The organism is Chloroflexota bacterium (assembly GCA_016887485.1).
GTDB lineage: Bacteria > Chloroflexota > Anaerolineae > Anaerolineales > Anaerolineaceae > Brevifilum.
The window spans coordinates 1,513,392-1,539,915 of the sequence record CP069394.1 but is presented as its reverse complement, the minus strand read 5'-3'; the positions used below and the strand labels follow the sequence as shown (position 1 = coordinate 1,539,915).

24 protein-coding genes are annotated in these 26,524 nt (G+C 52.8%); 19 read left to right on the top strand and 5 right to left on the bottom strand.

Annotation, left to right across the window (positions count from 1 at the left end):
- Positions 1-124: 124 nt before the first annotated feature.
- Together JR338_06895 and JR338_06890 are read left to right on the top strand one after the other, a co-directional pair.
- On the top strand, positions 125-640 hold the full coding sequence (locus tag JR338_06895) for a YcxB family protein (GenBank protein ID QRN82171.1): 516 nt from the start codon (positions 125-127) through the stop codon (positions 638-640).
- 76 nt (positions 641-716) lie between these two features.
- Entirely contained in the window at positions 717-2,363 is a 1,647-nt protein-coding gene (locus tag JR338_06890; protein ID QRN82170.1) for a M20 family peptidase, read from the top strand.
- An 80-nt stretch (positions 2,364-2,443) separates the two neighbouring features.
- Here JR338_06890 and JR338_06885 read toward each other — a convergent pair whose 3' ends face one another.
- Together JR338_06885 and JR338_06880 are read right to left on the bottom strand one after the other, a co-directional pair.
- Positions 2,444-3,406 (bottom strand): PD40 domain-containing protein, encoded by a 963-nt coding sequence (locus JR338_06885; protein ID QRN82169.1) that lies wholly within the window; start codon positions 3,404-3,406, stop codon positions 2,444-2,446.
- 68 nt (positions 3,407-3,474) lie between these two features.
- On the bottom strand, positions 3,475-5,676 hold the full coding sequence (locus JR338_06880) for an N-acetylmuramoyl-L-alanine amidase (GenBank protein ID QRN82168.1): 2,202 nt from the start codon (positions 5,674-5,676) through the stop codon (positions 3,475-3,477).
- Positions 5,677-5,902: 226 nt separating this feature from the next.
- Here JR338_06880 and JR338_06875 point away from each other — a divergent pair, with 226 nt between their 5' ends.
- From JR338_06875 to JR338_06815, 13 genes are all read left to right on the top strand, one after another.
- Positions 5,903-6,397: a hypothetical protein gene (locus JR338_06875; protein ID QRN82167.1), complete on the top strand. Its 495-nt coding sequence runs from the start codon at positions 5,903-5,905 to the stop codon at positions 6,395-6,397.
- A complete protein-coding gene (locus JR338_06870) occupies positions 6,390-6,668 on the top strand; it encodes a hypothetical protein (protein QRN82166.1) in 279 nt (92 codons plus the stop codon). Before JR338_06875 ends, JR338_06870 begins: the two co-directional genes overlap by 8 nt.
- A gap of 1 nt (position 6,669) precedes the next feature.
- On the top strand, positions 6,670-8,202 hold the full coding sequence (locus JR338_06865) for a hypothetical protein (protein QRN82165.1): 1,533 nt from the start codon (positions 6,670-6,672) through the stop codon (positions 8,200-8,202).
- Between the two features lie 93 nt (positions 8,203-8,295).
- Positions 8,296-9,072, top strand: coding sequence for a hypothetical protein (locus tag JR338_06860; protein QRN82164.1), 777 nt, complete (start codon positions 8,296-8,298; stop codon positions 9,070-9,072).
- Position 9,073: 1 nt separating this feature from the next.
- Positions 9,074-10,402, top strand: a complete 1,329-nt coding sequence (locus JR338_06855; protein QRN82163.1) for a hypothetical protein — start codon at positions 9,074-9,076, stop codon at positions 10,400-10,402.
- Positions 10,395-12,332, top strand: coding sequence for a hypothetical protein (locus JR338_06850; GenBank protein QRN82162.1), 1,938 nt, complete (start codon positions 10,395-10,397; stop codon positions 12,330-12,332). The genes JR338_06855 and JR338_06850 overlap by 8 nt, the downstream gene beginning before the upstream one ends.
- A 101-nt stretch (positions 12,333-12,433) precedes the next feature.
- Positions 12,434-12,625, top strand: coding sequence for a hypothetical protein (locus JR338_06845; protein ID QRN82161.1), 192 nt, complete (start codon positions 12,434-12,436; stop codon positions 12,623-12,625).
- A gap of 61 nt (positions 12,626-12,686) precedes the next feature.
- The gene (locus tag JR338_06840) at positions 12,687-12,875 is read left to right on the top strand and encodes a hypothetical protein (GenBank protein QRN82160.1); all 189 of its coding nucleotides are present in this window, start codon (positions 12,687-12,689) and stop codon (positions 12,873-12,875) included.
- A complete protein-coding gene (locus JR338_06835) occupies positions 12,872-13,291 on the top strand; it encodes a hypothetical protein (GenBank protein QRN82159.1) in 420 nt (139 codons plus the stop codon). Before JR338_06840 ends, JR338_06835 begins: the two co-directional genes overlap by 4 nt.
- Positions 13,288-14,634, top strand: coding sequence for a hypothetical protein (locus JR338_06830; protein QRN82158.1), 1,347 nt, complete (start codon positions 13,288-13,290; stop codon positions 14,632-14,634). Before JR338_06835 ends, JR338_06830 begins: the two co-directional genes overlap by 4 nt.
- Before the next feature lie 13 nt (positions 14,635-14,647).
- Positions 14,648-16,204, top strand: a complete 1,557-nt coding sequence (locus JR338_06825) for a hypothetical protein (GenBank protein ID QRN82157.1) — start codon at positions 14,648-14,650, stop codon at positions 16,202-16,204.
- Between the two features lie 149 nt (positions 16,205-16,353).
- Positions 16,354-17,682: a glycoside hydrolase family 1 protein gene (locus JR338_06820; protein QRN82156.1), complete on the top strand. Its 1,329-nt coding sequence runs from the start codon at positions 16,354-16,356 to the stop codon at positions 17,680-17,682.
- A 412-nt stretch (positions 17,683-18,094) separates the two neighbouring features.
- On the top strand, positions 18,095-18,877 hold the full coding sequence (locus JR338_06815) for a response regulator transcription factor (GenBank protein QRN82155.1): 783 nt from the start codon (positions 18,095-18,097) through the stop codon (positions 18,875-18,877).
- A gap of 13 nt (positions 18,878-18,890) precedes the next feature.
- On the opposite strand, the gene JR338_06810 is transcribed toward JR338_06815, so the two are convergent.
- Complete coding sequence (locus JR338_06810) at positions 18,891-20,540, bottom strand: DUF4173 domain-containing protein (GenBank protein QRN82154.1); 1,650 nt, start codon at positions 20,538-20,540, stop codon at positions 18,891-18,893.
- A 567-nt stretch (positions 20,541-21,107) separates the two neighbouring features.
- Here JR338_06810 and JR338_06805 point away from each other — a divergent pair.
- Entirely contained in the window at positions 21,108-21,953 is an 846-nt protein-coding gene (locus JR338_06805) for a DegV family protein (GenBank protein ID QRN82153.1), read from the top strand.
- Here the strand turns inward: JR338_06805 and JR338_06800 are convergent.
- Positions 21,950-22,744, bottom strand: coding sequence for a YdcF family protein (locus JR338_06800; GenBank protein ID QRN82152.1), 795 nt, complete (start codon positions 22,742-22,744; stop codon positions 21,950-21,952). The genes JR338_06805 and JR338_06800 overlap by 4 nt on opposite strands.
- Positions 22,745-22,895: 151 nt before the next feature.
- Between JR338_06800 and JR338_06795 the strand changes: the two genes are divergently transcribed.
- Together JR338_06795 and JR338_06790 are read left to right on the top strand one after the other, a co-directional pair.
- Positions 22,896-23,528 (top strand): hypothetical protein, encoded by a 633-nt coding sequence (locus tag JR338_06795; GenBank protein QRN82151.1) that lies wholly within the window; start codon positions 22,896-22,898, stop codon positions 23,526-23,528.
- 144 nt (positions 23,529-23,672) lie between these two features.
- Complete coding sequence (locus tag JR338_06790; protein ID QRN82150.1) at positions 23,673-24,500, top strand: 4Fe-4S binding protein; 828 nt, start codon at positions 23,673-23,675, stop codon at positions 24,498-24,500.
- A gap of 33 nt (positions 24,501-24,533) precedes the next feature.
- On the opposite strand, the gene JR338_06785 is transcribed toward JR338_06790, so the two are convergent.
- Positions 24,534-25,415 (bottom strand): site-specific DNA-methyltransferase, encoded by an 882-nt coding sequence (locus JR338_06785; GenBank protein QRN82149.1) that lies wholly within the window; start codon positions 25,413-25,415, stop codon positions 24,534-24,536.
- 115 nt (positions 25,416-25,530) lie between these two features.
- Between JR338_06785 and JR338_06780 the strand changes: the two genes are divergently transcribed.
- Positions 25,531-26,502: a hypothetical protein gene (locus tag JR338_06780; GenBank protein ID QRN82148.1), complete on the top strand. Its 972-nt coding sequence runs from the start codon at positions 25,531-25,533 to the stop codon at positions 26,500-26,502.
- The last annotated feature ends 22 nt before the right edge of the window (positions 26,503-26,524 follow it).

Genomic DNA, 26,524 nt, shown 5'->3' with positions numbered 1-26,524 from the left:
ATGCTAATTATGCCAGAAATCAACAGAAAGCCACATTTACTGATAAAAATGAGTGCTTATCATATTATAAAGTCCAGGTGGTAAAATTAGGAAAATTTCTAATCAGAAAGGCTGGAACTCCAATATGCCTCTCCAGGTCAAATTTACGCCAAACCGAAAAGATTATATCCGAGCCTCACGTTTGATGGCTTTAAAGACGCCTATTTTTATTGTGCTGGTTGTGGTGACGGTCATCATAATTGTAGGTTCGCTGATCGGATTGGTTTTTCAATTGTTTCCCGATCCAACCTGGAATAATGTGGCTTTTATCTCATTGTTGGTTGGCGGCTTCTATATCGTCTATTATTTCATTGTGACACCAGCTCAATTGACCAAGACGATTAATAAGAATGAAGCTCTGCAGAAGGAACGCAAGATCACCTTTAGTGAGACGGAAGTGGACTTGATGATTGGGAGAAACATCTCCCGGCTGCCTTGGGATAATTTTGTTCATGTCTTTAATGGCAAGACGATGTATATTATGGTCTATGAAGAAGATAAGAAAACTTACCCCTTCCTGCCGAAAAGAGCATTCACTGATCCCGGTTCTGAGAAGGCATTTCTTCAACTGCTTGAGGAACGTAACATCCCCGTGAAATAATCCGCTCTGGACGGTTTATCAATCTGATGGTTGTAAGATGGATCGAAAATCGCAATGATATTAAGGAGAACGTGATATGACATTAGGAACGATTTTAGCGTCAATTGGTATCGGCCTGGGCGTTTTATTACTCTTTTTGGCCGGTTTTATCGCCCTGAAAACCATGCTCTATTCACCCCCGCAGAAGAAAGCGGATAAGGTGGATTTTGTGAAGGTGGACGGGAAGAATGTGGCAGAGCGTTTGGGCCTGGCTGTGCAATGCAAGACAGTTTCCTATCATGAGGCTGAAAAAGTGGATACCAGCGCTTTCCTGGCGCTGCATCGGCTTTTCCAGACTCTTTATCCCCAGGTACATTCCAAATTGACCCGTGAGTTGGTCAACGACTACAGCCTGCTTTATACCTGGGAAGGTAAGGACCCCAGCCTGAAACCGATTATGCTCACGTCGCACCTGGACGTGGTTCCCGCTGATGAAAGCGAAGCGGGTGGCTGGACGCATCCGCCTTTTGCAGGTGAGGTGGTGGATGGCTATGTTTGGGGCAGGGGTACCCTGGATATCAAATCCGGCGTGATCGGTATCCTCGAAGCGGTGGAATATCTGCTCAAGCAGGGCTTCCAACCCGAGCGGACGGTCTATATCGGTTTTGGTCATGATGAGGAAATTGGCGGTGAACACGGCGCACAGGCGATTGTTGAGCTGCTGGATTCACGCGGCGTCAAACTGGGCAGCCTGTTGGATGAGGGCGGCAGTGTGATTGACGGCTTCCTGCCCGGTGTGGATCGCCCGGTGGGTGTGATCGGCATCAGCGAGAAGGGCTATATCAGCCTGAAACTGAGCGTGGAGATGGAGGGTGGCCATTCGTCGATGCCACCTCAGGAGACGGCTATTGGCGTTCTCTCACGCGCTGTTGCCAGTGTGGAACTTAACCCAATGCCGCCGCATTTGGAAGTAATTGAATTCCTGATGAGTTATCTTGGTTCCGCCTTGCCCTTCAAACAGCGGCTCTTATTTGCCAATACCTGGTTGTTTGGCGGCGTCCTCAAAAAGGAACTGGCAAAAGCGAATATGCTCAATGCGACCATTCGTACCACGACCGCCCCGACTATCTTCAATGCCGGCATGAAGGACAACGTGTTGCCTGCCAAGGCTGAGGCTGTGGTTAATTTCCGCATTCTGCCTGGAGATGACCTGCGGTCAGTATATGAAATGGTGCTGGAGCGGATCAATGACGAACGAGTCAAAGTGACTCCTTATCTGGGCGAAACGCTGGAAGGCGAATCTGGCTGGAATCCCTCTCCAGTGGCCGATACGGACTCACCCTATTACCTGCGGTTGGCCCGGTTGACCAAGGAAGCTTTCCCGGATGCTCTGGTGACACCATATCTGGTCCTCGGCGGGACTGATGCCCGGCATTATGGCCGTCTGACCCGTAATGCCTTACGGTTCACCCCGATTCTGATGTCCAAAGAGGACGTGGGCAGCGTGCATGGTGTCAATGAGAAATTATCCATTGACGAGTGCTCCCGGATGGTGGGGTTCTATATTGCCTATATTGAAGAACTTTCTAATTTATCCGGTGAACTGGATATCGAACCTGAACCAGAGCCGGAATTGGAAACGGTTGAGGAAGACCTGATCGAAGTAAATCCTGTGGAAGAGCCTTATGCCGAATTGGGCAAAGAGGAACTGGATGCACTGAAAGAGAAACAGGAAGAAGATTAATCTCGAATTCCTGATATCCTATAGTTAGTAAATGGAGAGACGCCCCGCGGGGCGTCTCTTTTTTAGTTAAGCATGGGGGACTATTTATGCCTTGCCACATAAATGTCCGCTTCAATCATCTGCCCATTTTCAAAGTAGTGATGGGTGAAGTAGAGATTACCCTGGCTGTCCACAGAGGATTCCCCGGCAAACTGGGAGAGGATCAGTTCGGGTTCGCCCCAGCCCTCACCCTGACGCAGGCAGCGGAATATAGCCGGGCTGCCGTTATAGGTGCGGGTGAACCAGAGCTCGGAACCGTCCGGTGAGATGTCCGGCCAGCCTTCATTCCCCTCTGTGTTCACCACCTCAATGTTGATTGGGTCGGTCCAGGTGTCGCCATCTCGGGTGGTCATCCAGATATCCAGGCCGCCTTTGCCGCCGGGCCTGTCAGAGTGGAAGTAAATCGTGTCGCCGTAGATTTCCAACTCACCGATCATAATTTCATCCCGCAGGCGGGAACTGACCGGTTGCCATTCCTGCCAGCGGCCGTCCACCCAATGGGCGGTGAAGATCTGCAGGCTGCCGATGCCTTCCCGGATCGTGGCGAACCATAAGGTGTCACCATCCACGGTTGGTGCGCCATCCAGTGAAAGGATGTCGGGCGGTTCCAGCCAGACTCTCTCCGCCTCACCCCAGGTTTCGCCTTGCTTGTGAGCCACATAAATCCCCGTGACGCCATCCAAAAACTGCTGTTCGGCGGGAATCCGGACATCGGGCGTGAAGAAGAGGTAGAGCGTCTCGCCATCCGGCAGGATGAAGGGGGAGTCCTCACCGCCGCTGGTGTTCACGCCACCGGGCACAGGGATGGGGGCCGCGTAATCTGTGGAATGGAGAATGGGCGGTGTGCTATCTGTGGCCGGGCTGCGTTTTTCGATATCCACCGGCACAATGGCCGCGCGGTTGATTTGGGGATAATCTTCAGGGGAGTACGCCACCGGGCCACAGCCAGCCAGCATCAGCAAGGTGAAGATCAGGATAAATTGAATCGTACGTTTGGGAATCATAAGTCCTCCCGGGTCGAAGGCTTATTCCCATTATAGAATAATTTTCGCCGGGAGGACGGTTTTTCGGTTTAGCGGATGAAGATGGGGGTGTAGCGATATTCGATCACTTTTGGCAACGGAAGGTTTAAATGGAAATCCCGATAGGCGATATAAGCTGCCTGGACGCCATTCTCATTCGGGGTGGTGCCGCCCCAAACCTGGCCGGCATTCTGGAAGTAATCGAAGAGCAGCGTGATGCTGTCATTGGCAGGGGTAACTGTGACCCCATCAAGGGTGATCTTGGCGCTGCCGGTCACCCAGCCATACGGCGTTGTGCCCGTGCCGCTCAGAGCAGCCTGGGCAGCGCCCAATTGGGCCGCAGCTTCACTGATGGAAGCAGGCAGGCCCATCAGATTTGCCAGGGCGGTGTCGTTTGGGCATGTGGAGAGGGCGTTTTGTTCGGCTTCCATGATCGCCAGCAGCAATTTGGGGCTGATCTGATTGGTGGTTGCGGCTTGCTGGATCAGGTTGGCAACGTCGATTTCAACATCATCCGAAACCAGGATGGGTTCTGCAAGGCAGGAACCATTGAAGATCAGGAAGTTACGAATTTCATCCGTGGTGGCATCGATTTCATCCACAGCCCAGTCCGCAGGGACGAAGTTGGTGTCATGAAATTGTTCACCGGTATTCCCTACGAGGGTGAAACGGGCCGCGCTGGCGGAGACTGTTGTGGTTAAGTCGGTTTCGCCGGTCACATCGCTGAGTGTGATCGAAGCGGCGGTATCGGCGTCGAAATGGAAGATGCCCAAATCAACCCAACTGTCGTTCACCCCAGCCTGGTTGACCAGCACGGTGCTGGTTCCATTAGCATGGGTGATGGTGTAGGCAGCGTAGTTAGTATCCCAGTTCACCGTCTGGGAAGGGCAGGACCAGCTGATGGCATTATGGGACGGGATGAAAACTTCCAGCCGGTATTCACCGCTAGAGGGGAGGGCAGGCGTCCAACTGGCGACGTTATCGCTTTGCGCTTCCTCTTCGGCGTTCAGCGCCAGGTAAGCATATTCCCCGCGCTGGTTGGTGTAACGATACCAGCCGGAATCACAAATCCCGCTGCCATAAGCGGGGGTCAGGCTGGGCGTTTCCAACGTGATAGGCATTTGGGTGGGGGTGCTGTCACAATTCACCTGCAGGTAAGTGCAAATCCCTTCCGCCATGCTGTTGGCGGCCAAAAGCTTGAACGATTCCTGATGGAGAAGCAGGTTGTCCTGGTAATTATCCATAAATGCCAGTTCCACCAGGATGGCGGGCATGTGAGCATAGTTGATCTCACCATAATCATCGTAGGAGGTCTTGATACCCCGGTTTGTCCAGGAGCCATAGGCATTCGTCATGTTATAGATGATTTGGTTATGCACGGCAATCGCCAAGTCGTGGGAGCCGGGATTGTTGTTGTAGTCCCAATAGGTCTCGGTACCGCGTAAATCACCATTCCAGCCGTTGTTGTGGAAACTGATCAGGAGATCGGCGCCATAATAATTCGCCATATAGGGCCTGGCGCGGATGTCGCTGTTGTAGTTGGAGTTGCTGCCATCCCAGACCCATTTTGGCAGGCCCAGATAGATTCCGTGTTGGCGGGCATCCTCATGCCAGGCGGGATAACCTGTTATCCCGGTCCGGGCGTTCTGATCCATCTCGCGGGTGTCGATCACAGTAGCGCCCTGGTTTTCCAGTTCGGCTTTGAGATATTGCATGATTTCCGAGTTGACAGTGTCTTCCCGAATTCCCCAGAACTCACCACGCTGGTACATCCATTCACCGTAATACTCATTGAAATAGAGGCCGTGACCGGCGCTGAGAGCGATCTTGTAACCTGCCAAGGGGCCATCACCTGGCAGTTCCCGATCCAGAGGCCATTCCGCCGTCTCGCTGAAATCCGGCAGCGGCATCCCCCAATCTTCCAATGGCAGGCCTTCAACTTTGAAGGTGACCATAAAGAATTGGTTGACCTGGAAGGCCGTGTTCAGTCCGGATTGCAGTTCAGCGAATAGAGCGTCATCGTACTCGCCATTGGGGAGGACTTCCTGGCTGAGGTCAATGACCAGCACCTCGCCGACATAGGTGACGGACAGCACCTGACCGCCGGACTCGGCAATCTGGGGCAGCGCATTCAGGAAGTCGGCAATATCGGCTTCAGTCGGTGGCGTGGATTGGGCTGTGACAAGCGGTGATGGCAGCAGGAGGATCATGCCAATCAGTATCCCAGTGAGGAGTAGAAGGTTTTTTTTCATAAGGGTTCACCAATGTTTTAACGGTTAATTATTTCCATTTTACTGGATGGGTGTTGCAATTTAGGTTCCAAACGCACTTCTGGAAGAATACTCTTAGTTTGAATTAATGACAATGAGTGAGATTTCTACCTTTTTGCCGCTTTCGGCAGGGATTGGGGGAGAACCTGCCGCTTTTGCCGGATTGAAAAGTCCCAATTCGAATGATAAAGTTAGAACAACTTAGAACATGTGTTCTAAACAGGGTTGGCCGGGTAACGAAAGTCTTGACCCAAATATTCCTTTGCTGCGCTTTGCGTTCACCCGGCAGCCCGATCTCTTCATCAAAGATTTGGGAGGTGGCATTCTGATGATGGCCAAAAATCAGGCCGGCAACGAAGCGGGTTTCTATGTTGAACATTTCACCAAGGCCGAATTGGCAGATCTGGACCGCGCCCTCGGAGAATCGCTGTTGGGGGAGATCGGCATGCTGCGAGTGGTCATGCGGCGCTTCTTTGAGAGGGCAGCGAATGAAGCCGATGACCTGGACAGGATGACGGATGTGCTCCGGGTGCTGGGCATGAGTGTGACTCGGCTGGCGAAAGTGATCCAGACGGAACACGGCCTGCAGGATAAGAAAGCGGATGGACTGGGGGATTCGTTGACCCGGGCGATGACGGCTGTGCTGGAAGAGATGGGCAGCGCTGGACTGACCGGGCCTGGAGAGGGGGAGCAGAATGGATGAGAAGGACGTTGCCTTGTTGACTGAACAATTGCGGCATGCAAATGCCCTCATTCAGGCCCGGGTGAACGCCCTGGAGGCCCGGCTGGCCCACCAACAGGCGCTGAACAACCAGCGGCTGGCTGCACTGGAGGAAGAAATCCGCGACCACGAAACCCGCATCCGAGCAGCTACCGAGGGCGTGACCCAATTCAAGCTGGTCTCTGCGCTTTCCAGTGGCGGGTCTGGGTTGATGTCGCTGGTAGCAATCCTGCGGGCATTTCTGGGGGGTTAGGATGACCACATTGGTGGAGTTACTCAAAAAATTGCTGCGGGATATTGTGCTCTTCGTGCGCTATGCCAGCGGCCTGAAGCTGCGCCATTACCAGGAAGAGGCAGCCCGAGCGATTGTCAATTCGGTGGTGCATCACAAGGGGTTGAATTTTGTGGTGATCTTTCCCCGACAATCGGGGAAGAATGAGCTCCAGGCGCAGGTCCAGGCCTATTTGCTGACCTTGCTTTCCGGCGAGCGCAATGAGATCGTGCAGATCTCACCAACCTGGAAGCCGCAAACTGAAAATGCCATGCGGCGGCTGGAAGAGGTGTTGAGCAATAACCTGATCGTGCGGGACCGCTGGCAGAAGCACTTTGGACATATTTACCAGGTGGGGCGGGCGCGGGTGGTTTTCCTCTCCGGTTCGCCGACCACCAATATCGTTGGGGCGACGGCTTCGGCACTGCTCTCGGTGGATGAGGCGCAGGATATCCAAATTGAGAAGTTTGACAAAGAGATTTCGCCGATGGTTGCCAGCACCAATGCCACAACGGTCTTTTGGGGCACGGCCTGGACCAGCCGGACATTGCTGGCGAGAGAATTACGCACAGCGATGTCTGCCGAGGCGCGGGATGGCATCCGGCGGGTGTTTCACCTCTCGGCGGATCAGGTGATCACTGAGGTGCCGGCTTATGGGAAGCACCTGCAGCAGGTGCTTGAGCGTCTGGGCCGGAATCATCCAATGGTGCGCACTCAGTATTACTGCGAAGAGATCGACGCCGAGGGAGGACTTTTTACCCCGGAACGCCAGGCCTTGATGCAGGGCGTTCACCCGCCTGAGGCCTTGCCCCAGCCAGGAGAAACTTATGTCATGCTGCTGGATGTGGCCGGGGCGGATGAAGCTGCGCAGGATTTGATAGGCAGTGGGCTTTCTAACCCGGGCCGGGATGCAACGGCGCTCACGATTGTGGCGGTTCAGCCGGGCAGCCCGGATGGGATCAACCAAAACCTGCCGACCTACCGGGTGGTTCACAGGAGGCTGTGGGTGGGGTTGTCGCACACTGCCCTGTTCAGTCAAATTCGGGCGCTGGCGGAGACCTGGCGGATATCCCGCCTGGTGGTGGATGCCACCGGGGTGGGCGCGGGGTTGACGGCTTTTCTCGATAAGGCGCTGCCGGGCAAGGTGAACCCCTTTATCTTTTCCGCCAAGACCAAGTCGCAACTGGGCTGGGGATTTCTGGCAGTGGTTGATTCAGGCCGCTTCCGGGATTATGCCTGCCCGGATGAGGACCTGGGTGAACAAGCTCGTTTGGCCCGCAAGTTTTACCGGGAAGCCTCTTTTTGCCAATACACCGTTCAGCCGGGGCCGGATAAGCACCTGAAATGGGGCGTGCCGGATGGCACTCGGGACCCTGGGGACGGTGAATTGGTGCACGACGATTTGTTGATCAGCGCCAGCCTTTGTGCGGTGCTGGATGAAGAAAACTGGCAGATCCACCTGCCTGGGTTGATGATCCCCGGACAGGACCCACTCAAGGAGATTGACCGTGGTTAATGATGAAATGGCATTTGGGGTGGAGCGAAGCGGAACCCCTGAAGCGTAAGCGGAGTGGGGTTGATATGGGTTGTTTGATTAGGAGATTTATTGATGGCAAATGAGATATTCGCATTTGGGATTGACTTATCCCGTTACAACACATCCCCGGACGGCAAGATTCAGGTCGATTTTGACCGGATCGCGGTCCATGAACCCCGGGTGGCCTTCATTGCCATGCGGGCGGGGATTTCCTGGGGTTATCAGGACCCCTGGTTCAGCACTTACTTTACCGAAGCAGGACGGATTGGCAGGGCACGCCTGGCCTACCATGTGCTTTACCCAGGCGAATCGGCGGAGGCGCAGATGGATAATTTCTTCCGCATTCTGGGGGACGCCAATCTAAACCGGATCCCTCTGGTGCTGGATTTGGAGCTGGATCACGGCTTTTCGCCTGCCAGGATCACAGCCACCACTGCCGAAGCCTGCCGGATCATGCAGAAACGCAGCGGGCGCACCCCTGTGCTCTATTCACGGGCGGGATGGGTGGATCAATACCTGCGGGTGGCCGACCTGCCGGAGGTGCACTGGTGGCTGGCGCAGTATCGCTGGCCCTGGCCCTATCCGCTCTATACACCGGAGCATCCCTGCCCACCGGCTCTGCCGCAGGGGGTTGCGGATTGGCTGATCCACCAGACGGCAGCCCGCGGGGCTTCGATTGGGGCGGAAGCCGCGCATTACATGGACTATAACCGCTGGAACGGGACCGAGGCGGACCTGGCGGCTTTTATCGGGGACGAAGCACCTCAGACGGTGATCTGCCCGTTGGATCAGCAGGTCTGCCCGGTTCATTCAATTGACTTACGAGAGAACGAAGAAAGGAGGTTATGAAATGTCACTGGCAGAACGATTGTTTAGCCGCTGGTTCCAGCCCCTGGTGGACCGGACTGTGCGGGAAAGGCTAGCTGTGATCGAGGATGACAATACTTTTTTAGTGGGGGTGCGCCGGCTGGATGATTCCCCCCGTGACCGGTTGAACCCGGACCGCGAGACCGTGTTGGAAGCTTGTTTGGATGCCTGGCGGAGTGATCCTCTGGCCCGGCGGTTAGTGGAGTTGACCAGCGAATATGTGGTTGGTGGCGGGGTGGATATTGAGTGCGGCCATACCCCTTCACAGGAGTTCCTGCGGGCCTTCTGGTCGCACCCGCTCAACCGGATGGCGATAAGGATGGTGGAGCTCTGTGATGAGCTGACCCGCTCGGGGAACCTTTTCCTGTTGATCTCCACCGACCGGGTGGGGATGTCCTACCTGCGGGTGGTGCCAGCAGCGGATATTGACCGGATCGATTCGGCTGAGAATGATATTGAACAATCACTGGCCTTTGCAGATAAGGATGGACAGGTCTACCCGGCTTATGACGCTGCTGGGGACGGCTTGGGCGAGGGAGGTACCTTCCCGGCGGTGATGCTGCATTATGCCGTTAACCGACCTGCCGGGGCGCAGTGGGGGGAATCGGATTTGGCGCCGCTGTTGATCTGGCTGCGGCGGTATGCAGCCTGGCTGGAGGATCGGATGCGGCTGAATCACTTCCGCAACGCCTTTATCTACCGGGTTAAAGCAGCCTTCACCTCAGAGACCGCCCGCCGCACCCGCCAACTGGAACTGGCCGCCAATCCACCTTCACCGGGGTCAATCCTGGTGACCGATGAGAGCGAGGATTGGTCGGTGATCTCACCCAAGCTGGAAGCGCTGGACGCCCAGACCGATGGCCTGGCGCTCAAGAAGATGATCGCGGCGGGGGCGGGCGTACCGATGCACTTTTTGGCGGAGCCCGAAAGCGCCACCCGGACCACAGCGGAGGCTGCCGGTTCACCGACCCACCGCAAGTTTGAACAGCGCCAGCGATTTTTCCTCTGGATGTTGAAAGACCTGCTGGGTGTCGTTCTGCAGCGGCGGTCACTGGTGGATGGACAGGTGGATGCAGGTGCAGTCATCACCGTGCATGGTGCGGATATTACCGCTCGGGATAATGTGGATCTGGCTGAATCGGGGGGCAAGATCGGACCGCTGTTTGAGGGGCTTTATCAGGCCGGTTTGATAGATGCCCGGGAGTATCTGCGGGTGGTCTATCGATTTGTGGGGGAAGAGGTGGACCTGGATGCCCTGTTGGAACGGGCAGGGACACCTGAGGCCCCCGGAAAGGAGCGTGAAGATGAGTGAACGGATGAAGGGAAAGGAGGAAATCCGCCTGACTTTGGAAGCCAGCGCTAAACCAGTCTCACCCGGCAAGTTTGAAGTGCTGGCGATCACGGCCGGGGAGGGCAATGGTTGGTTCTTCCCGCCGGAAGTTTTACAGGCTAGCCTGGCACTTTGGGAAGGGGCGACCTGTTTTATTGACCATGACCGAACCGTGCGTTCCGTGCGGGATATCGGCGGGGTGCTGCGGGAAGCGGTCTGGAATGAAGCCCAGCAGGGAATCAGCGCCATTCTGATGGCATTTGGCCCCGGCGGTCCGGTACTGACCGCGCTGGGTGAGGAACTGCTTGCGGGGGGTGAGACTGCCGTGAACAAAATCGGTTTTTCGGCTGATGTGCTCTTTGCGGGCAGGAATCGCCGGGTGGAGAAGATCATCAAGGTTTTCTCGGTGGATTTGGTCTATGACCCGGCAAGGGGCGGCGCTTTTTTACGTCAATTGAATCAACTTAACAAACAGGAACAAAATGGAGGATATCAAATGAATGAGCAAGTGAAAGACCCCACCGCCGGCATGCCGACAGGGGTAAATGGGACGACAGGAACAGGGACCACGCAGGATGTGCGGGCGCAGATGTGCGGTTATTTGCTGGATTCGGCTTTGGCCGCGGCCAGACTGCCCAAACCCGTCTCGGATCGGGTACGCAAGCAGTTTGATGGGCAGGTTTTTGAGGGAGAGCAGCTCAAGCAGGCGATTGAGGACGCCCGGCAAATGGTCACGGAGCTGACCGGGCCTGCTGCAGTGGCCGGACCCGGCCGAATCACTGGCATGGTGACCTCGGAAGAGCGGCTGCAGACGGCTGTGGATGACCTCTTTGGCGTCCCCCGGGATGCTAGCCAGCAAAACCTTTCGGTGGCACGCCTTTCGGGCATCCGTGAGCTCTATCTGACGCTGACCGGTGACACAGACCTGCACGGCGGTTACCATCCTAACCGGGCGCAGTTGGCGACCACCGCGGACTTCACGGGTTTGGTGAAGAATGCGTTGAATAAGCTGGTGGTGAATACCTGGGATGCCCTGGGACGGGCAGGCTACAACTGGTGGCAGCAGATCGCCGTCACCGAACACTTCAACACACTCAATGACATCACCGGTACCCTGGTTGGGACGGTGGGTGACCTGCCGACTGTGGCTGAGGGCGGAACCTATACTGAATTGGTGGTGGGTGATTCACCTGAGACGGCCAGCTTCGTCAAATATGGCGGCTATATTCCCCTCACGCTGGAACTGATCGATCGGGATGAGACCCGCAAGCTGAAGGCCTATGCCCGTGAGCTGGCTTCGGCTGGTTTACGCAAAATCTCCAAGCTGGTCAGCCAGATCTTCACAGCCAATGCTGGCGTTGGCCCCACCATGGCCGATACCAGCGCCTTGTTCAACGCCACTGCGGTCACAACCGCGGGCGGGCATGCCAACCTGCGCACCGGAGCGCTCACTGCGGATGAATGGGATGCCGTATGTGGCGCGGTTTATAACCAGCCGATGCTGATCAAGAATGCCGCCACCTATTATGGCACCGGCCCAAAGATGGCCGTCAATCCCAAGTATTTGCTGGTGTCCCGCAGTTTGCAAAAGACGGCTTTCCAGATCCTGCAAGGTGAATTTGTGCGGGAGCAGGATTATGTCTATGACAACATCCTCAAGGGTACTGCAGTGCCGGTGTTGGTTCCGGAATGGACGGATGCCGATGACTGGGCCGCTGTTTGTGACCCGGTGATTGCTCCGGCAGTTTATGTCGGTGAGCGGTTCGGGATCTTGCCTGAGATCTATGTGGCAGGCGATGAACTCAGCCCGGCGGTCTTCATGAACGATGAACACCGCTTGAAAGTCCGGCACTATTTGGCTGTTTGGGTGAACGATTTCCGCCCGCTGCACAAGAATAACGTGCCGGCCTGATCATAGCTGGATTAGCTTCATATTTTTCTCCTTCGATGGGACCTGCTTTGCCATCGGGTGGGGCAGGTCCGCAATAAAGAAAATCAACCTGGGAGGGTCTGATGGAAAAATTCAAACAACTACTTGGCAGCCGCAAGTTCTGGGCGGCATTGATTGGCCTGGCTCTGGTGATTGTTAAGGCCTGGCAGCCGGATTTCCCGCTGGCTGAGGAACAACTCACCGCTGTGATCTATGTGCTGGTGGCTTATATCCTTGGCACGGGGATTGAAGACGGCCTGAGTAGGGCTGCCTAGAAGAAATAAATGGAACCGGCTCTCCGTTCACAGGGGAGCCGGTTGATGAAAAGGAGGCATGATGGCACGCAGGAAAACGAACCCGATTGAGAAAGTAGCCGCTGCCTTGGTGGGCGGCACCCCCCTGGATTATCTTCAGCGCGTAGATGGCACCCTGGTGGTGATCGGCCCGGAGGGGCGCAAGGTTGTTTTCACGGCGGCGGAAGTGCGCAAGGCTGTTGAGAAGCAGAAAGTGGAGGGGATCAAATGAGCCTGACCCTTTCGGATATCAAAACAAAGGTGAGCGCCCACCTGAACGACACCGGCAAGTTGATCTGGAGCGATGCTTTGTTGGAATCGGCCATCCGATCGGCCCTGCTGGCAATTGGGCGGGTGTTGGATGAATCCCTGACTTTGGAAGGGCTGGACGGCGCGGCCGTCACCAATTTAGATGACGATCATCAGCATGTGCTGGTGGTGGGGGCGGTGGCCTATGGGCTTACCCTGCGCGCTACTGGGCGGTTTGATGATGCCCGCGCTCGGGAAGACCTGCCGGACGCCATGGCATCCTGGGCCTCGGCCCATATGGCTCGCTTTCAGGTGATGCTGGGGGAGGTCAAAGCCGCCACCCATCAGAAGGCGGCAACGGTTCCATATGATAACTGGGAGTGGGAGGAGAACGAATGAACCAGATTGCGATTGGCAGTTACGATCCCATTGGGGAATGGCTGGTGCTTCATGGCGAGGGAATCATCGCCCCGTTTAAACAGGCGGATTATCAGCCTGTGTTTGGGACGGGGGAGGAGGTGGCTGAGACGATCCAGTTGAGCCTGGAAGGGACGCCGAATGAACTAGCCGAAGGTGTGGCGGCATTGGAGACGATCCGGCAGCGTAATCTGCTCTATCACCAGACCGGCTACCCGGCGCCGCAGTGTCTCAGGTTCCAGATGACGGCAGGCGATGGCTATTATTACTGCCTGCTGAACACTCTTGAGATCCAGGCGAACCCCGACAGCCCCCAAACCCGTCTCACGGGGTCATTGCTGCTGACATTGCACTTCACTCGGGCGAACCATTACGACGCTGATCCTGTGGAGCTGCCGTTAACCGTGGGCAGTGTTGAGGATGTCCTGGGCGGGGCGGATCTGATCAACCATACCGATGCCCACAGCGGTCACGTTAATAGCGTTCTGATCAAGCCTGGCGACTTCAACACGGATCTGCCCGCCCCACTGCGTTTGGAATTGATCAACACCAACGAGGCTGGTGTCCTGCACGATGCCTTTGTGGGGATTTACCATCATCCGGAGGCCCTGGCGGAGAGAAAGCTGTTTTGTTATGCGGGGGATTTCTCCGGGGGCACGGCGTTGAGCGTACCGGATGGCGTCAATGAACGGTATCTTCGAGTCACCTGGTCTGAGACGGAATGGAAACCCCTGGGTGGCTGGTATTTCGATAGTGACAGGGTTAAGAAAATGGCAGGCTTATCCTTCCGTCCGGTGCTGCGTTTTTACAACATGCCGGCAAATGAGGATCTTTATCTACGGCTTAATATTCAATCCGGGTTGAAAATGCTCTGGGAAGGTGAGAGTGTCTATGTGGATCCTGATTATGGATATGTGTTATTTCCACCGATACAGATCCCACCCAATAAGCTGTTGAATGAAACCCAACCTCATCCGCTGGATCTGTTCCTGTATGGCTTACATGAAACAGACGCCGCCTACACGATTGACTTTGACTGCCTGACCTTTTTGCCCCTGGAACCCGGCGCGAATTTTCTGGCTTTCTATGAGATCTATGAAGATGGAAGATTGCTTGATGAAAATTTCCTCAACCGGCATACCGCTAATTTTTCTTCCAATGATGAAGAGATTGTGGCGCATATCCGGCAGGGTGCGCCTTTGACTCTTTTTCCTGGTCATTACCATCGGCTGTTTGTGATGGTGGTTGATGAGAATAATGAGATGGACATCTTCCGGACGTTCAATCTACGGTTGTATTACCGGCCCCGAAAACGGATTCTTTAGTGAAGGAGGCAGGATGACAAACATGAATGATTCAGACGTTTTTACGACCGAAATCCTTCAACGGGATTTTACCCAGCCGATACACCTCAGGCTGCCGGTCAGACCGATTCACCTGACCTGGTCTGCATTTGGCGGGCCGGAAAAGGCGGAATTGCTGGTTGATGGGCCAAAAGATGAGTTGCTGGATTTGGTGAACCTGCTGCGCTGTGGTGTCACCGTTCGTGACGGACAGGGAGAACCGGTCTGGTGGGGGTATATTGAGGAAGTGCAGGTGGAGCTTGAAGAAGTGGAGGTTAGAGTATCTCTGGAAGACCTCGCTAATCAGGTCAGTGTTCAATATGATTACACATCCCCGGCTACGTTACCCGGGGATCGCAACCTGACGGATGTGGCTGAAGACCTGCGCTCACAGGTGGATTATGGGATCAAGACGAAATTGCTGCGAAAGACCAACATTGATTCTCCTCACGCTGAGGCCTTACGGGACACCTGGCTCGAGCAGCATGCCAGGCCAGTCTCTCGCTTGACCCAGCGAAAGGATAACGGCCCAGTGCAGGGCAGGCTGATCTGTGCGGGGTGGTTCAAAACCTTGGGATGGCAGCCCTATACCCAGTTGGAAGGGTTTTATGCGAATTATGGTCCTGGTCCGGGGTCATTTACCTTTGGCCGTTACACGAGCGCGAAATACGTTGGTCAATCTTTCACACCCGAAATAAATTGTGCTTTAAAAATGGCAAGTTTTTTGGTGCGGAATGTTGGGGGTGCAACCCGCACGCTGACGGCACGCTTGCATGCGAACAATGACTGGTATCCCGGGGCTGTACTGGCAACCAGTGAGCCTTTCAACCCGGTGGACCTGGTGGAGAATGGGTATACCTGGGCAAATTTCGTGTTTTCAACACCCTATCCCCTCATAGCTGGGGAACGTTATTGGATTTCTCTGGATCCGGATGGGGTGAACAGCTCAGAATATTTCATCCTCCGGATAGATGAGAGTATGAATTTTAAAGGTGGTGTGGGACGTTATTACAATCAATCCACTAATAGCTGGGAACTCTTCCCACCAACTGATCGCCCGGATGTCTACTTCCGACTGGTGTGCGTTACGGACACATCGGAGCAGTTATTGGCGATAGCCGGTTCCGGCGGGCAGTTCTTCCCAAAGATCACAGCGGCGCTGACCGGCGTTGGTGCTTCTCCATATCGTAAGGATGGGCTGACCTGTCTGGAGGAGATCAGGAAGTTGATGGTTCTGGGGACGGCAAATCAACGGTTGGTTTTGGCGCAGGTCACGTCTAACCGGCATCTGCGCTTTTATGAACAACCTGATCCTGATGAAGTGGACGTGTATATGGATCAGTTCAGCCAGTTCTATACCCGGGAAGGCGTGCCATTGACTCGCTGGCGGCCGCCGGTGGGGCGGTTTGCTCGTTTCTCCGGTGCAAGCCGGATCAATCTGCCCTGGGATAAAAAACGGCTGCCGGCTTGTTTCATTGCAGGGGCAGAATATTGGCCCCAAACCGGCAATCTTGAAATCCGTACATTGGATGGAGAGGGTGGGTTTGGTTAATCAAATGACGATAGCTGGGACATACAGGCGCTCCTTAGGGAGCGCTTTTGGTTCCGCATACTTTTTTACCTTTCCCGCCTTCCTAAAATACGTTATGATTTATAGCGTTCAAACACAGTTAATGAATGTGATCAGGAGTGAAGTTCATTATGCCTGAAGGCACTTATTATTTTCCAGAAGGTTTCCTCTGGGGAGCAGCAACCGCTGCTGCGCAGGTGGAGGGCCGCAATCCCAATAACACCTGGTCGGCCTGGGAGCAGGAAGAAGGTCGAATTATGGAAGGTCAGCGGTCCGGCCTGGAATGTGACTGGTGGGGAGGCCGCTGGCGGGAGGATTTTGACCGGGCGCAAACCACTTTTCAGAATGCTCATCGCCTATCCATTGCCTGGAGCCGCATTCAACCCGCACCAGATCGCTGGGATGAGACGGCTCTGGATTATTACCGGGAGATGCTGACTGGGCTGAAAAACCGGGGGATGGTTCCGATGGTCACCCTGCACCACTTCAGCGAGCCGCTCTGGGTGGCCGAAATGGGGGGTTGGGAGAATCCTGACATCATCGACCACTTTATTAAATTCACGGAAAAGGCAGTGGAAGCCCTTTCGCCCTATTGCAACCTCTGGGTGACGATTAACGAGCCCGAAGTGTTTGCCCTTAGCGCCTATCTTGTGGGTTTGTTCCCACCAGGCAAGAAGGATATCAAAGCGGCTTATCAGGTGCTGAAGCATATGGTCATAGCGCATGCCCGCGCCTACCGCGTGATCCACGAGATCCAACCGGATGCACAGGTTGGCTCATCCTATCATTACCGCCAATTCAAACCGGCGACCTGGTTCCCCGCCGATCGCTGGCTGGCAAAACTATTCAACCAGTTCTTTAATAATCTCTTCCCGCAAACACTGGTGGATGGCAACTTCAACGCGGTGATCAAGAAGGAAAGCATCCCAGAGGCCGTTGGCACCCAGGATTTTATCGGATTGAATTACTACGCCAATGACCTGGTCCGGTTAAGCCTGAAAGCAAAGGATCAGATGTTTGTTGAACGCAGTTTTCCGAAAGACGCCTTGTTGAGCGAGACCGGTTTCATCGCTCACCAGCCGGAGGGCATGGAGGCTTGTGTCCGGTGGGGGATGCAGTTTGGCAAGCCAATCTACATTACTGAAAATGGGGTGGATGATTCCGCCGATGAACTACGTCCACGTTACCTTGTCGAACATTTACACTCGCTCTGGCGGGTCATCAATGATAACGCGCCGGTTCGGGGTTATTTCCATTGGACACTGGTGGATAACTTTGAGTGGGAGCGCGGCTGGACCCAACATTTTGGTCTTTGGGGGCTGGATGAAGCAACTCAAAAGCGGATTCGCCGTCCCAGTGTGGACCTTTTTGCGGAAATTTGCCGGCTGAACGGGATTTCATCTGAGATTGTGGAGAAATATGCCCCGGATGCCATGCCGCAGGTCTTTCCACCTGCCTGAACTTAGCAGACCGAAAATAAAGTGAAGTGGACCATCCTCCTGGGGATGGTCTTTTTCTTAATTTTTCCGGTTTTTTTGTTACTCGAAAACAAAATCACTGAAACAGATTCATCGTGGCTTAATTTTCAGAAACTCAAACATTTAGTGCTCTCTAAGCCGTTTGTAATCTCAGATTAAGGTAGTCCGTTTTTAAACTCATTAGAATAATAATGTAATTGATATGGATTGCATATTGTTGTTATGAAATAACGAAGATAACGGAAACGTGAACATTCCATATTAATTTTTGGGCTTGTACGTATGGTTGCGGTTACAGTTCCACAAGCGGTCAGCCTTTACTGGAGAAAAAATTAGCTGATTGCGAAGAAAAGAAATAAGTAAGGTTTATTGACAATCTTACTGGGAGGAACTTATGGAGTACGTTGAATCGGTAATGATCGTTGATGATGAAAACGCTTTTCAGAGTGCCTGGACGGACGCGCTGGAGAAACAGGGCTATCCGATTGCTCAGGCGATATCCGCGGATGAGGCAGAAAAACTACTTTCGGAGCAGGAAATTGGCCTCGCTCTGGTGAACCTGAAATCCAATGGACATGTTCGGGGGCTGGACATGTTGGAATGGATCAAGGAAAATTCACCATCAACCGACGTGATCCTTGTGACGTCCTACGCTCATCTTGAAGCTTCAATTAACGCGCTGAAAATGGGCGCTTATGATTATTTGGTAAAACCTGTCAATATCACCGAAGTGGTGACTCGCGTTAACCGCTGCATGAAAGAACGTAAGGAAGCTTCGGAGCGGCTGCAGGTGATCAACCAGATTGAAATGATGCTCAATCAGCTGCGTGCGGCATTGGAACCCGAAGCCGAAGATCGAATGGGGCATGACCAGATCATAGAGACCCCCAATATCATCGTGGATCGGCGCAAGCGGATGGTGGTGCAGAATGGTGAGCCGATCTCGCTGAGTCCTACAGAATTTGACATGCTGGATTATCTCGTCTCCAACGGTGACCGGGTGGTCAGCGCTTCGGAGTTGATCCGAGCTGTGCAGGGTTATGAGATGGACGAGATGGACGCCCGCCCAATTGTCCGGGTGAACGTCCGTCGTCTACGGCAGAAGATTGAGGAAGATACTGCTAACCCGCGACACATCCTGACTGTGCGCTCGCGCGGTTATCGTTTTGCTGCCTGAGGCACAGAAACCATTAATCGTTTTCCCAATATCCATAGTAAATACACAGAGACTGTTGGCCGTTAACGGTCACGTTCCAACCATGCGTATCGTAATCCAGGAAAGTTGTTTCTAATTCTTCTGAATGTGATTCCAGTAGGTTGAGCGCTGTTCCGCGGGAGGCCTGCCAGGCATACCAGGCAGTGGATTGTGGAAGTTCATCGGTGACGGACCGGCAAGCCAATATCCCACCGATTTTTTCATGTAAATCTGTTGGTAGATTACCTTGATCGTAAAATTCGACCAAAGGTGGAATGGAGTCATAAGAGAGGGAATAGAGATAGCCGACATCCAGCCCAGTATAGTCGCTTTCTCCATCATCGTTCAGGGCTTGATTGATATTCTGCTCCACAATAAAGCGATCCAGATTGACGACATTGACTGTGACACCAAAACCAAAGATGAACAAGATCACGGCCAAAGGCAGCCGGTACATCTTGCGGGTCAGCTCCAGAACGGCAGCCACCACAAGCAGGACCCCCAGCCAGAAGATGAACAGGTGGGTGATGGTCCGGAGGCGGGTGAAGCTATAGACACTTTCATAGAGTGACAGCCGGGTGTGGGCGGAGACCAGCATGACACCCACCTGCGCGATCAACAACAATCCTAACCCGGAGAAAAGCCATTTCTGGGTTTTACCCTCACGGTTTGTCTCCTGGCTCAGTATGTAGAACAATACCAGGCTGATAACAGCCACCGCCACCAATTCAAAGAAGCCGCGCACAGCATATTCTGAATAGGTGAACCCTTCCACGTTGATATTGTCCGTGCCACCAAAGAGATAGGTGAATTGAAGGATCACAAAGCTGAGGAAGAGCAGGTTGACGGCTCCAAGGATAATGCCCGATTCGATCATACCGAGGAATCGTTTTTCCATCGGCTTTTCAGCCGGACTGGCTTCCAATTTTTCGCTCTCAACCAGGCTGTAATACAAAGCGCTCAGGATGATATAGGCGATTACGATGATATAGGTCATGCGAAAGACGGTTTCGCCGAGATTTTCAATTTTAAACAGATCCTTGATCGCCTGGACGTGGGAATTGAAAACCGGGTCGGCTGAAGCCAACAGGCAGGTGAATATGATGATGATTGGCAGTGCCAGAAGGACGCCGCGGATATAAGGCGCGTATTTGTTGGGTTTCTTCAGTTTTTTATCGGATTCTGCCTCTTCACCAGATTCGGCAGAGATTTCTTTTGGCGATTCGTTGTTTTCAGGTTTGGTTTTAGAGAAGAACAAGATTGAACCAGCGAATAGCATTACATTGAATTTGAAAGTGTTGACAAGATAGTCCTTGAGGTTGAACTTTACCCAGGTGCCTTTACGCAGAGTCATGGCGAACAGGACCACGGAACCCAGGGTGACCAGACCGTTGGTTGCGTTGGTGAAGGGTTCAGCACGGAAGGCAAGCATCAACGTAAAATAAAAAATTGGCGTCAGCAAGATGTAAGACGTCCAGGGGATGGAGATTCTCTCCAGCCAAAAGGGTATCAACCCGCAGAGCAGGGTGATGATCACGAAGATGAAGAAATTGATGCCCCCGGGTTGTTTCCAGAACAGTTGGTCAAAGCTGAATGCCGCCACCAGGGCCAGCACCCAAAAAAGATTTCGATATTTATATTTCATGACTTACTCCTTGTCCATGATTGTCAGGCCAGATTGTCTGATCCAAGGTTAGATGGTAGGGATCATGTCATCAAGCATCTAGCGTAGTGGTTTGGAACTGTCAAAAACTATCGAAACCGATAATGGGTTTAAATCTTGGATAATCGGCTTTTTCCCCACCGTGTTACCTAAAAGTATTATATCTCCATTCAAAAAAAGCCTGAAACTAGGAATGTCTATGTAGAAGCAGGAAAAAACCCTTTTATTTTGGCTTCCCCTTGAGGGGAAGCTGGCTGCGCAGCAGGCTGATGAGGTGGAATTTATGAAACGCCCTCATCCGGCACTTCGTGGCACCTTCCCCCAACGGGAGAAGGCAAAATAGAAGGATAGCCTGCTAGGTATAATAACAGCTCGATTTGCTAGTTTACGTGCAGTGGTCTGGTATGCAGAATATTATGGGTAATGGCTTGGTTTGATTCGTGGATGAGAATACAATTGTAAATACCCCCTTATTTCATTCATCCTCTTAATATTACTTTCATGTATACTAATAACAGCAAAATTTCTTATTGTTATCCAGGAGAAATTATGAAGAAAGTTGTGATAGTAACTGATAGTACAGCATACCTCCCGCAGGAGATCGTTAACGAACTCGGTCTTACCATTGTCCCATTGACCTTACATTGGGATGGTGAGAGTTACCGAGATGGCATCGATATCCGAGCCGAGGAATTTTATGAACGTTTAGCTCATTCCGAAACCATTCCCACAACCAGCCAGACCACGGTCGGTGAGTTTGTCAAGGTTTTCCAATCGCTGCTGGATCAGGACTATGCCGTTTTGGTACTGCCGATTTCCAGTGGGATCTCCGGCACCGTTGAATCCGCATTCCAGGCCAAGAAGGAATTTGAAGGACAGCCAGTTGAGGTTGTGGATACCAAATTGGTCTCCATGGCGCTGGGTTTCATGGTGATGACCGTGGGACGGGCAGCCAAAGCTGGCGCCAGTCTGGAAGAATGTGTGGCCCTGGCGCAGGATGTTTACCCCCGGATCGGCGTTTATTTCACAGTGGATAATTTGAAATATCTCCATAAGGGCGGGCGGATCAACACCGCCAAACGCCTGGTAGGTTCCGTGTTGAATGTCAAACCTCTGATGGAAATCCGCGATGGCAAGATTGAATTGGTCGAATCGGTGATCTCACGCAAGAAGGCTATGAGCCGCATGCTGGACCTGATAGAAGCGGATGTCGCTGGCCGGGAACCCGTGCGGATCGGCGCGTTCCATGCCGCCGCCGATGAGGATGTGAACACTTTGCTAGAGATGGCGATTGAGCGCTTCCACCCGGTTGAGACTGTGCTGACCTTTGTCAGCCCGGTGATCGGTTCACACACCGGTCCTGGAACGATCAGCCTGGCCTATATGGTTGGCTAGAGCCAACCGCGCAGGTGATAAACCAATAGGCCGATATACTCTTTGATGACCGTGGTGGTCAAATCCAATGCACTGGCATTAGGTAATAATGTGATGGAAAATTCACCCAGGCTGGGCTGAAAGACGCTCTGCCAGTTTTGTTCGGTGACGGTGAAATCTGCCGGGGCGGGGATCACGTCAATACCCTGATTTTCAAATAGGGCTTTTGCTCTGGGCATATGCATCGCCGAGGTCACAAGGATGACCTCGGTGATTTCTTTTTCCTGCAGGAGCTCTGCACAATAGAGAGCATCTTCATAGGTATTTTGCGATTGATCCTGCTGCCAGATCGCTTCGGATGGTACGCTCAGCAGGTTGAGAAGTTCCGTCATTTCCTCAGCCGGGGTCGTTCCGCGGGCGGAGCTGAAACTCAGGTTACCACCGCTGACCAGGATCACTGGCGCAGCACCTTCATGATAGAGTTTGGCGGCATACAGCACCCGGTCTCCTGCGCTGTTCACTTCCGTCATTTTCCGGGGATAGTCGTTTGGCTCCGTGCCGCCGCCCAACAAAACGATCACTTCTGCCTGCGGGGTGGTCTCTGCGGGCAGGTTCTGCCATTCCAGTGAACGGGCCAGGCCATAGGACACCCAACGGTTGCTGCTGATAAGTAATACCACCAGGGCCAGGATCAGGAAGGCTTTGTGCCATTTCTGGCGATGCTTGGAAGCCAATCCCAGGATCAAAAGCAGCGTAACTAACCCGAGGGGGAAGATGAAGAGTGGTAGAAGCTTGCTGAGGTAGACAAACATTGATTTATCCTTGAATTATAGTTAACGGACCGCTGTTATAAGTCTGCTGGTAGCACTAGGTCTTGGGGAGCTGCGTTTAGAGTAATCTCCAGACCAGTTTTTCAACATTGTATCACGGTCGGGCTTGGGGTTTAAATGTATAATCTATTTTATGGCATCTGAAGACATTCGCAGCGGTTTCAAAACACTTGGACAGTCATTTCGGCTTTGGTGGGATGATTGGAGCAATGGCGTTCTGGTCAGCATTGCGACGTTATTGCTTTCATTGACGGGACTGCTGGCGGGGCCGGCCATTCTGGGCATGAGTGTGGTTGCCGAAGATTTGGCGGATGGCAACCGGACCGGTATCGCGGGATGGTGGGGGGGAGTCAAGCGGTATTTTTGGGTTGGGCTGCTATGGGGTTTTGTCAATATCCTCGCCTTTGCCCTGGCAGGGATTGGTCTGTGGTTCTATGTGCAATGGGATACGCCCTGGTCTCCGCTGCTGGCAGTGATTTTATTGATCATAATTATCCTTTGGGCTCAGGTCCAGCTGTTGACGCCCGGTTACCTGATCGCTCAGGAGGACAAAAAGCTGGGCCTGGCCTGGCGAAACAGCCTGCTGACCCTTTTGGCCTCTCCGGGCTTTTGCGCGGTGAGCTGCGGGATTTCATTGGTGATCCTGATCCTCAGCCTGGCGACGGTTCTGCCATTGGTCGTTGGTACAGGCCCACTGCTGGTGTTAATTTCAGTCTTGGCGGTCAGGGATAGGTTAGCAGTTTATCGTAAGCAGAACGAAGGATAATCCCTATATTTTGAAACTTTTCACGGGCTTCACCGTAAATTAAAGTGATGACATTGTCGCCGGGTGGTCGGTTTTGTTGACTATTCGGAATATAATGGGTGATTATCTGCCCCAATATTGGTGGGATTGCCCTTAGGAGCCTGGATGGGTCGCTCGCTTTGGTTGATTAATTTTCTAAAACGACATTTCTCAATGCGATTTGCAGTTGCAGAGATGACCAAGTGGCCGTTGATCGGCCCGGTCATGGAGCACGCCTTGTTTAATGGCCATAAGAACGGCGATACCCTTTTCTACCTGCCTAAGGATCGGGTGGTGATTAATCAGCAGATTGAAGACCAGCAGAATGTTGTCATCCCCTCAGAAGTTGTTACGCATTTCATTGAAGAAGCCAGCCATATCTTCCTAATGAACCATTGCGTCTGCCGCGAAGCTGCGGACTGTCAGGATTATGACCATGATATTGGCTGCATTTTCCTTGGGGAAGCCGTGCTGGATATCAACCCGAAACTGGGGCGGATCGTGGATAAAGAAACCGCATTGACCCACCTCGAACGGGCCAGGGAAGCTGGGTTGGTGCATTTGATCGGCCGGGATAAGATTGACGCGGTCTGGATGGGGGTGGAGGCTTCCACCCGACTGATGACGATTTGTAACTGTTGCCCCTGCTGTTGTTTGTTCAAGTTCCTGCCCAACCTCGCACCAAAATTGAGTAATAAGGTGGAGCGCATGCCGGGCGTGGTGGTCACTGTAACGGAGGACTGCATTGGCTGCGGAAAATGTATGCAGGATAATATCTGCTTCATTGACGCGATCAGCCTCGTGGATGGTAAGGCTGTGATCTCGGAGGAATGCCGGGGCTGCGGGCGTTGTGTGGAGGTCTGCCCGACAGGGGCCATTCGACTGGACATTGAGCAGGATGATTACATTGAAGCGGCCATCGACAAGCTCTCACAGGCCGTGGATGTCCGGTAAAGTATGGTTTATTTGGGGAAAATAGGTAAAGGATCAGGCGAGTTCCGCCAGGCGTTTTTCCGCTAAGCGACAGTATTCAGGCACCAGATCAAAACCGACGAAGTGGCGTCCGTCCTGTTTGGCGGCCACACAGGTGGTGCCGCTGCCCGCGAAGGGATCCAGAACAACATCGTCCTTGAATGTATAAAGCTGGATGCACCGGTGGGGGAGCTTAATCGGGAAGGGGGCCGGGTGGCCGATGGTCCGTGCCTGGACGGCCTTGAACTGCCAGACTGATTTCGTCCAGGCCAGGAAGTCCTCTTTTTCGATGGTGCTCACCCGCTCACCCTTGGGACGGCTGAAACTCTCCTTGCAGAAAACCAGGATATATTCATGCACATCCCGCAGGACAGGGTTGCTGGCGGATAGCCAGGATCCCCAGGCTGTGGAAGGGCTGGCGCTGGCGGCTTTGTCCCAGATGACCTCGCCGCGCATCAGGAAACCAATTTCCAGCATCTGATCAATGATGTAACTGTGCAGGGGGATATAGGGTTTGCGGCCCAGATTGGCCACATTGATGCAGGCCCTTCCGCCCGGCACCAGCACCCGGTAGGTTTCCTGCCAGACCCGGAAGAGCAGGTCGAGGTAGTCTTCCAGGCTCAAGTCTTCATCATAATCCTTTTGGGCGTTATACGGAGGGGAGGTAACCATCAAGTGCACGGAGGCATCCGGCAGACCCGCCATCGATTCGCTGGATTGGCAGTGGATTCGGTCGAGCACATTCTCAGGGATGGGGTTCTCGAAGTATTGGACTTTTTTACCCTGATCCAGTTGAGCATACATTCGACTCTGGTAGAAGCGGGAAGAATCGTGGCTCACATGGCCGGGGGTGCCAAAAGCGCTGGTTTCGGTGCCGGAGGTTTTCTTATCATCCATAGGGTTCATTATATACTGAAGCTGGACGAGATTTGTCTCTTTGTGGAGTCTACGGGAAAATGGGCGGGAAAATTACTGTATAATTAGCCAATCAAATTCGATAGGGAGGATAAAAATGTCTCAAGAAGTGCCTTTGCAATCCAAATCCACTCAACCTGCGAAATTTCCATATAAGAGAATTATCAAAAGGGCCTGGAAACAAGCCTGGAAGAATTTAAAATTTCACAAATATGGCATTGGTATCTTATTTCTAATTAGTGGCGTTACCCCCGCGTGGAATCCTCTATATCTTAGCGCCGTCGCATCTAATTTGGGCACACCGGTCCGATATTTATTTGATCAACGCGGGTTATTAATTAATCCGCAAGTTAATTCTTTTTGGGCGTTTGTCGTTGTATTACTGATCAAGTTTTGTGTTAGATCCTTATTTACTTATATTGGTGTAAGGTCCTTGATGTCGGCTTTCAGAGTCATGAACAATGTCTTTAAGAAAGAATTTCACTACATTCCTTTATCTGATCCTGAGAAGAATGAGCCTTATAAACCTCAAACAAAGAAGAATATTCAAAAGGTGTGGTTTTCACTTTTCTCGATTTCAATAATTATTACTGGAATAGTCCTCGCTCTGCAGTGGCATTTAACCACAATTACACGATTTTATCGTTTACTGATTATTGGATTGGATTTACTTTCGGTTATTATTATTCTTATCACCTTTTTTGTCACGATTGAGATGTATCACTCAGAAATCCCTTTTAGAACAGCTTACAAGAAAATGGTTGGCTGGGTGAGTATGTATATAAAAGAAATGTTCTTCACCCAATTACTTGTATATTTAGTGGGTTTTGCTGTAAGTCTTGTTCTAGGCGTAATCGTTATTATCTTACTCGGGGTATGTACTGCACCATTATCAGCTGGGGGTACTGAGGGATTCGGTGCCTTAGTTCGAGTTATCTTGTTATTTCTTGGCCTATATTATGTTTGGGGGATTGTTCAGTCGTTTCGTTTTGCCGTCAACTGCCTGACCTATCAGCAACTGGATAAAATGGAAAATCCTAAAGAGGAAGTTTTACCTGCTACCGAATAGCTTGTTTTCAGATGCCCTTCTC